At 65.1% G+C, this 6,830-nt stretch carries 6 protein-coding genes and 1 pseudogene; 3 read left to right on the top strand and 4 right to left on the bottom strand.

What is annotated here, in order from left to right:
• Positions 1 to 355 (bottom strand): annotated as a pseudogene (locus PKKP23_RS02155) (ABC transporter permease); the annotation flags it as partial.
• Positions 356 to 986: 631 nt separating this feature from the next.
• Here PKKP23_RS02155 and PKKP23_RS02150 point away from each other — a divergent pair.
• From PKKP23_RS02150 to PKKP23_RS02140, 3 genes are all read left to right on the top strand, one after another.
• The gene (locus PKKP23_RS02150; RefSeq protein ID WP_126875605.1) at positions 987 to 1,808 is read left to right on the top strand and encodes a creatininase family protein; all 822 of its coding nucleotides are present in this window, start codon (positions 987 to 989) and stop codon (positions 1,806 to 1,808) included.
• Between the two features lie 72 nt (positions 1,809 to 1,880).
• Entirely contained in the window at positions 1,881 to 3,104 is a 1,224-nt protein-coding gene (locus tag PKKP23_RS02145; RefSeq protein WP_240658684.1) for a YncE family protein, read from the top strand.
• A 132-nt stretch (positions 3,105 to 3,236) separates the two neighbouring features.
• Positions 3,237 to 3,443, top strand: a complete 207-nt coding sequence (locus PKKP23_RS02140; protein WP_126875604.1) for a ChaB family protein — start codon at positions 3,237 to 3,239, stop codon at positions 3,441 to 3,443.
• A gap of 51 nt (positions 3,444 to 3,494) precedes the next feature.
• On the opposite strand, the gene PKKP23_RS02135 is transcribed toward PKKP23_RS02140, so the two are convergent.
• The 3 genes from PKKP23_RS02135 to PKKP23_RS02125 all read right to left on the bottom strand — a co-directional run bounded on the left by PKKP23_RS02135 (position 3,495) and on the right by PKKP23_RS02125 (position 6,814).
• The gene (locus tag PKKP23_RS02135; RefSeq protein WP_017774273.1) at positions 3,495 to 4,334 is read right to left on the bottom strand and encodes an ABC transporter permease; all 840 of its coding nucleotides are present in this window, start codon (positions 4,332 to 4,334) and stop codon (positions 3,495 to 3,497) included.
• 23 nt (positions 4,335 to 4,357) lie between these two features.
• The gene (locus tag PKKP23_RS02130) at positions 4,358 to 5,629 is read right to left on the bottom strand and encodes an ABC transporter permease (RefSeq protein ID WP_126875603.1); all 1,272 of its coding nucleotides are present in this window, start codon (positions 5,627 to 5,629) and stop codon (positions 4,358 to 4,360) included.
• 135 nt (positions 5,630 to 5,764) lie between these two features.
• Positions 5,765 to 6,814 (bottom strand): ABC transporter substrate-binding protein, encoded by a 1,050-nt coding sequence (locus tag PKKP23_RS02125; protein ID WP_017774271.1) that lies wholly within the window; start codon positions 6,812 to 6,814, stop codon positions 5,765 to 5,767.
• Positions 6,815 to 6,830: the final 16 nt, after the last annotated feature.

The raw sequence follows: 6,830 nt of genomic DNA, 5'->3' as shown, positions 1-6,830 counted from the left end.
TGTAGCCCAGCACCGGCACCGACTGCAGGATGTCGAGCACCGGCACCAGCACCATGCCCGCGCGCCGGCTCTTGGCCGCCAGCGTGCCGTAGGTGAAGGTGAACGCCAGCGACGCCACCATCGCCGCGAGCATGCGCAGCGTGGTGCGCATGGCGTACTCGGGCAGCATCGACGTGTCCAGCGAGATGGCCTGGGTCTGCAGCGTGGACATCGGCGCGAGCGTCTGGTGAAAGCCGATGGCCGCCATCGCGATCAGGCACAGGATCAGCGGGAACGCCACAAAGTCCCAGCCGTTGGGCAGCAGCCGCCACGCTGAGGCGTTCGCGGTGCGGTTCGGATTGAAAAGAAAATCCACCATGACTCAATAAAGGCAATCGCTCAGCAAGTGGCCACGCGGGCGGGGCTCGCATCGAGCCCACACTGCGCTATGCCGCTCCTTGCTGCTGGCTGATGTTTTCCACGAGAGCCGTACGCACGGAGCACGCGCTCAGGCACAAGCGCGACACGTGCGAACGAACGGACTCGCGGCCGGACCATCCGCACGTAGCGGCGCGCAAGCCAACAAGCAGGCATGCGAACGCCACGCCAAATGGCGCGAATCAAAGGTGCACGGGGAGAATGACTGCGACGCGCACCGTCTGCCTGCTGGCAGGACGGCGGCTTAAAAAGGGAGCGCGGACGTCTTGCCGGTCAGGCGATAAAACCGTTCGAAGATCGACAACTGCTACTGTCCAAGGCATCGGCCCCTTTTGTGACGAAGCCGGAATTCTAGACATTCCGCGAACGGGAAGTCAACACGCGATTCAGCCCCGGCGCGGCTCACCGCAGGCCGTTCCGGCACCGAACGCAGCGCGCCACCACCTGCACAACCCTTGATCTCGAACAAGCCCGCAGGGCGTCCGCTCGAATACACCACTGTGATAACGTCGCAGGACATCGGGCCGGCCCCGCCCTCGCCGGCCCAAGCCTCTTCGCAAGGACTTCTCATGCGCTTTCAAGTTCGACACGCTCTCGCCACAATTGCCGCCGCGCTCGCGTTCGCCGCTGCGCACATGGCCGTGGCGCAGGTGCCCAAAACGGTACAGCTGGAAGATCTCACGTGGACCGAACTGCGCGACGAGATTCGCGCCGGCAAGACCACGATCCTGATTCCCATTGGCGGCACGGAACAGAGCGGGCCTTACGTCGCGCTCGGCAAGCACAACGTGCGCGCGAAGATTCTCGCCGAACGCATCGCGCAAGGTCTCGGCAACGCCATCGTCGCGCCCGTGATCGCTTATGTGCCCGAAGGCGGCTATGCGCCCGCCACCTCGCACATGCGCTTTCCCGGCACCATCACCGTGCCCGACGACGTGTTCGAGAAGACGCTCGAGTCCGCCGCCAACAGCTTCAAGGTGCACGGCTTCACCAACATCGTGTTCCTCGGCGACCACGGTGGGTATCAGAACGACATCCGGCGCGCGGTTGCGCAGCTCAACAAGTCGTGGGCCGGCTCCGCGCGCGCCTTCGTGCCGGCCGAGTATTACGGCATGAGTTCGGACGGCTACGCGCAGATCCTGCGTCAGCACGGCGTCACGGATGCCGAGATCGGCACGCACGCCGGACTCGCGGACACGTCGCTGCTGCTCGCGGTCGCGCCGCAGATGGTGCGGCTCGACAAGCTGCGCACGGCGCCCAAACCCAGCGCCGCCGACGGCGTCTACGGCGGCGATCCGCGCCGCTCCAGCGTCGAACTCGGACAGCTCGGCACCGACGCCATCGTTTCGCGCACCATCGAAGCGATCAAGAAAGAGACCGCAGGCCACTGAAGCCCTGCGCCGCACACACGCGCCCGTTTATCCACCGTCTACCCATCCAACAACCGACAAACGGACTCCACCATGCAATTGCGTCAACCCTTCTTTTCCCGTCGGTCCCGGCTCATTGCCTTCGCCGCGTTCACCGCTTTCGCCGCCGCCTCGTTCGCCGGCCTCGGAGCCGGCCATGCCGTCGCGGCGTCCACGGCTTCGGCCACGTCGACCACGTCGGCCGTCACCACCGTGCCCGGCATGCCGCCCGTGCCGAACGCCGGCAACCTGTACAGCGAAGCGGAATCCGGTCACATGAGTTCGGCCGTCGCGGGCGCGCTCGCGCGCGTCTATGTGCCGAACCTGCGCTCCAACGACGTCTACGTGATCGACCCCGCTACCTACAAGGTGGTCGATAAATTCCCGGTAGGCCGCAGCCCGCAGCACGTCGTGCCCTCGTGGGACTTGCAGACGCTGTGGGTCGCCAACAATGCCGAAGGCCGTAACGACGGCAGCCTCACGCCCATCGACCCGAAAACGGGCAAGCCCGGCAAGGCCGTGCTGGTCGACGACCCGTACAACATGTACTTCACGCCCGACGGCAAGGAAGCCATCGTGGTAGCCGAAGCGCACGCGCGCCTCGACTTTCGCGACGCGCACACCATGGCGCTCAAATCGAGCCTCGACGTGCCGCAGTGCAAGGGCATCAACCACGCGGACTTTTCCATCGACGGCAAGTACGCGCTCTTCACCTGCGAATTCGGGGGCAAGCTCGCGAAGATCGACCTCGTGAACCGCAAGGTGGTGGGCTACCTGGAACTGGACCGCAAGGGCATGCCTCAGGACATCCGCATCTCGCCGGACGGCAAGGTCTTCTATGTGGCCGACATGATGGCCGACGGCGTATTCGTCGTGGACGGCGACAGCTTCACGAAGGTCGGCTTCGTCAAAACCGGCGTGGGTACGCACGGGCTCTATCCGAGCCGCGACGGCACGAAGCTCTATGTGGCCAATCGCGGATCGAACCTCGTGCACGGCCCGCGTCACGGCAAGGGCAGCGTCTCTGTGATCGACTTCGCCACGCGCAAGGTCGTCGCGAACTGGCCGATTCCGGGCGGCGGCAGCCCCGACATGGGCAACGTCAGCGCGGACGGCAAGACGCTGTGGCTCTCGGGCCGCTTCGACGACGTGGTCTATGCGTTCGACACGACCACGGGCGCGGTGAAGTCGATTCCCGTGGGCATGGAGCCGCACGGCCTCACGGTGTGGCCGCAGCCCGGCCGCTATTCGCTGGGCCACACGGGCAACATGCGCTGACCCGGACAGGCGGCAACCCTCGACCGAAGGCGGAAGCGCTGAAACGGCGTGTCCGCCTTCGCGATTACGCCGCGGCCTCAGGCGCGCTTGTTGCGCCAAAGCGAAAGGCAACCCTCGCCAACGGAGCACGCCATGCCGTACGCCTCGAACGACGACCTTCCGCCATCCGTGCGCAATCACTTGCCGCCTCACGCGCAGGACATCTATCGCGAGGCCTTCAATCACGCCTTCGCCGCGCACGCGGGCGACCCCGACCACGAAGAGATCGCGCACCGCATCGCGTGGGCTGCGGTGAAGCGCTCGTACGTCAAAGACGGAGACATGTGGGTGCGGCGCTGACCGGCGTCATGCCTCTGCCGGTCAGGCCATCAATGCAGACAGCGCGGGCCCTCAAGCCCGCACGGCACGTGCCGCGTTGCGGCCACGCAGCCATTCGAGCGCGAGCAGCAGCGACGTCGAAAAAAGAATCAGGATGGTAGCGAGCGCCGCAATGGTCGGCGTGATGTTCTCGCGAATGCCGGTGAACATCTGACGCGGCAGCGTCGTTTGGTCCGCGCCGGCTAGGAACAGCGTAACCACCACTTCATCGAACGACGTCGCGAACGCGAACAACGCCCCCGAAATCACGCCCGGCGCGATGACGGGCAGCGTGATGCGGAAGAACGTCTTCACCGGATTCGCCCCCAGCGAAAGGCTGGCGCGCACGAGGTTGTGATTGAAGCCTTGCAGCGTCGCGGCCACCGTAGTCACCACGAACGGCACACCCAGCGACGCATGCGCGAGGATCAGCCCCGTGTACGTATTCGCGAGACCGAGCGGCGCGAAGAAGAGGTACATGCCGACGCCCACCACGACCACCGGCACGATCATCGGCGAAATGAGGATGGCCATGAGCAGCGCCTTGCCGCGGAACTCGGCCTTCGTGAGACCGATGGCGGCGAGCGTACCGAGCACCGTCGCCACGATGGTGGCGGAAGGCGCAATGATGAAGCTGTTCTTCGCCGCCATGCGCCAGTCGTCGGAGGTGATCAGGTTCTCGTACCAGCGCAGCGACCAGCCCGGCATCGGATAAACGAGGAACGTGCTCGACGAGAACGACAGCGGCACGATGGCGAGCACCGGCATGACGAGGTACAGCAGCGTGAGCACGGCCATGCCGCGCAGCACGAAATACCACACGCGTTCAACCAGCGACGTATGCGGCGCGAACAGGGGTCTGGCGAGTTTCATTGCATGGTTCTCCGTCGCCGGGTTCAGCCGAGGCTCAGCTGCGAACGCGTGAAGCGTCCGTAGATCACGTACAGCACGGTGGTTGCCGCGAGCAGCAGCCCGCCGAGCGCACACGCCATGCCCCAGTTGATCGTCACGTTCGTGAAGTACGCAACGTAGTAGCTGACCATCTGGTCGTTCGGTCCGCCGAGCAGCGCCGGCGTGATGTAGTAGCCGATCGCAAGAATGAACACGAGCAGCGCGCCGGCCCCGATGCCCGGGTACGTCTGCGGCACGTACACGCGCCAGAACGCCGCAAAGGGATGACTGCCGAGCGAAACTGCCGCGCGCTGATAGGTGGGCGGAATCGACTTCATCACGCTGTAGAGCGGCAGGATCATGAACGGCAGCAGGATGTGCGTCATCGAGATATAGACGCCCACGCGGTTGAACAGCAAAGAAAGCGGCGAAGAAATCAGGCCGCTGCCCATCAACGCCTTGTTGACGAGCCCCTCGCCCTGGAGGATCACGATCCATGCGGCCACGCGCACGAGAATCGACGTCCAGAACGGGATCAGCACGAGGATCATCACGAGGTTCGCGCGCCGTTCCGAGAGCGTGGAGATCCAGTACGCGAGCGGATAACCGAGCAGCAGCGCCAGCAGCGTCACGGCCACGCTGATCGTGAAGGTGCGCGTGAACACCGTGAGGTAGATCTGCTGATCAGGGTCCGCGGGAATGATGTGGCCGAACGCGTCCTGGCGATGGTCGAGCGAGGCCAGCAGATAGAACGGCGAGTACATGCTGCTGTTCTTCGCGATGGCCTGCCAGTACGTGACGTCGTTCCAGCGGTCGTCGATTTCCGCGATTTTCGCGTGGACCTGGGCGGGCGCGAGCGCATGGCCGGCGTCGTCGGTGAGCGGCATCGCGCGCGTGGTCTTCGCGACCAGCGAACGGAAGCCGGGAATCTCGGTGTTCAGCCGGCGCGCGAGCGCACCCATCGCCTCGCCGTCCTGGATCGCGGTGAGGTCGGTGGCGAGCGCGGCGTAGGCGGCGTCGGACGGCGGGCTCTTGCGGTCCCAATCGTGCAGCACGCCAATCGTGTGCGGCAGGGCCGTAGCCACTTCGGGGTTCTGCACGGCGCGCGTCAAGAGCGCGGCAATCGGCACGACGAAAATCAGCAGCAGAAAAATTGCGAGCGGCGCCACGAGCAGCAGCGCCATCGTCCGCTTGCGCGCCTCGGCCGCCTTCAGCTCGCGCTTGAGCCGCGCAGTCGATCCGCCGGCCTCGTCGGCGGGCATCGTCATCGTCGTCACACCCTGACTCCTCTCATGCTCTTCACTGCGCGAACCGTTCGCCTTTCAGCGAAGGTTCGCACCGTTGCTTGCCGGGCGCGGGGCGCAGCGCGGCCGCGCCCGGTCTTTCCTAGTTACTTGCGGGTTACTTGCTGCTTACTTCGACGCCCACGACGCGAAGCGCTGCTCCAGCTCGTCGCCGTGGTCGGTCCAGAACGAGATGTTTTGCAGCACTGCGTTCTTGCCGTTGGCGGGCGAGTTCGGCAGGTTCTCCAGCGTCTTTTCGTCGAGCGCCTTGATGGCGGCCACGTTCACCGGACCGTACGCGATGTGCTTCGCGTATTCCTGCTGCGGCTTCGGCGAGAGCGAGTAAGCGATGTACTTCTCAGCCAGATCCTTGTTCGGCGAGCCCTTGGGAATGGCCCAGTAGTCCAGGTCGTAGATGCTGCCGTTCCACACCACCTTCAGGTTCTTGCCTTCCTTCTGCGCGGCGCTGATGCGGCCGTTATAGGCCGTGGACATCACCACGTCGCCGGCCACGAGGAACTGCGGCGGCTGCGCGCCGGCTTCCCACCACTGGATGTTCGGCTTCAGCTCGTCGAGCTTCTTGAACGCGCGGTCCTGGCCAGCCTTCGTGGCCAGCACCTTGTAGACGTCTTTCGGTGCCACGCCGTCGGCCATCAGCGCGAATTCGAGGTTGTAGCGCGCACCCTTGCGCATGCCGCGCTTGCCGGGGAATTTCTTCACGTCCCAGAAGTCGGCCCAGCTGGCGGGGGCGGTCTTCAGCTTGTCGGCGTTATAGGCGAGCGCCGTGGACCACACGAAAATGCCGGCGCCGCACGTTTGCGGCGCTTCGGGAATGAGATCCGACTTCTTCGCGATCTTCGACCAGTCGAGCTTCTCGTACAGGCCTTCGTCACAGCCGCGGCCCAGGTCGCCCGATTCCACTTCCACCACGTCCCAGTTCACGTGCTTCGCTTCGACCATGGCCTTCACCTTGGCCTGCTCGCCGTTGTATTCGACGGCGGTCACCTTGTTGCCCGTCTGCGCCTCGAACGGCTGGTTGAAGGCGGCCTTCTGCGCGTCGCCATTGGCGCCGCCGAAGTTGACGACAGTCACTTCCGCCGCAGCGGCGGCCGTTGCGCCGAATGCCAGGGCAAGCGTAGCGGCGGCTGCCGCGAAGCGCGTCATCCCGATCGTTTTCATGTCAGTTCCTCTCTGG

Source organism: Paraburkholderia kururiensis JCM 10599 = LMG 19447, assembly GCF_003986935.1.
GTDB lineage: Bacteria > Pseudomonadota > Gammaproteobacteria > Burkholderiales > Burkholderiaceae > Paraburkholderia > Paraburkholderia kururiensis.
Note: the sequence above shows the minus strand (reverse complement) of the source record. Positions and strands in the feature narration are given on the sequence as shown.

Excerpts from the sequence above, each read along its gene's own strand:
- PKKP23_RS02125 (WP_017774271.1), bottom strand. The coding sequence starts at position 6,814 with ATGAAAACGATCGGGATGACGCGCTTCGCGGCAGCCGCCGCTACGCTT.
- PKKP23_RS02140 (WP_126875604.1), top strand. The coding sequence starts at position 3,237 with ATGCCGTACGCCTCGAACGACGACCTTCCGCCATCCGTGCGCAATCAC.
- PKKP23_RS02145 (WP_240658684.1), top strand. The coding sequence starts at position 1,881 with ATGCAATTGCGTCAACCCTTCTTTTCCCGTCGGTCCCGGCTCATTGCC.
- PKKP23_RS02135 (WP_017774273.1), bottom strand. The coding sequence starts at position 4,334 with ATGAAACTCGCCAGACCCCTGTTCGCGCCGCATACGTCGCTGGTTGAA.
- PKKP23_RS02150 (WP_126875605.1), top strand. The coding sequence starts at position 987 with ATGCGCTTTCAAGTTCGACACGCTCTCGCCACAATTGCCGCCGCGCTC.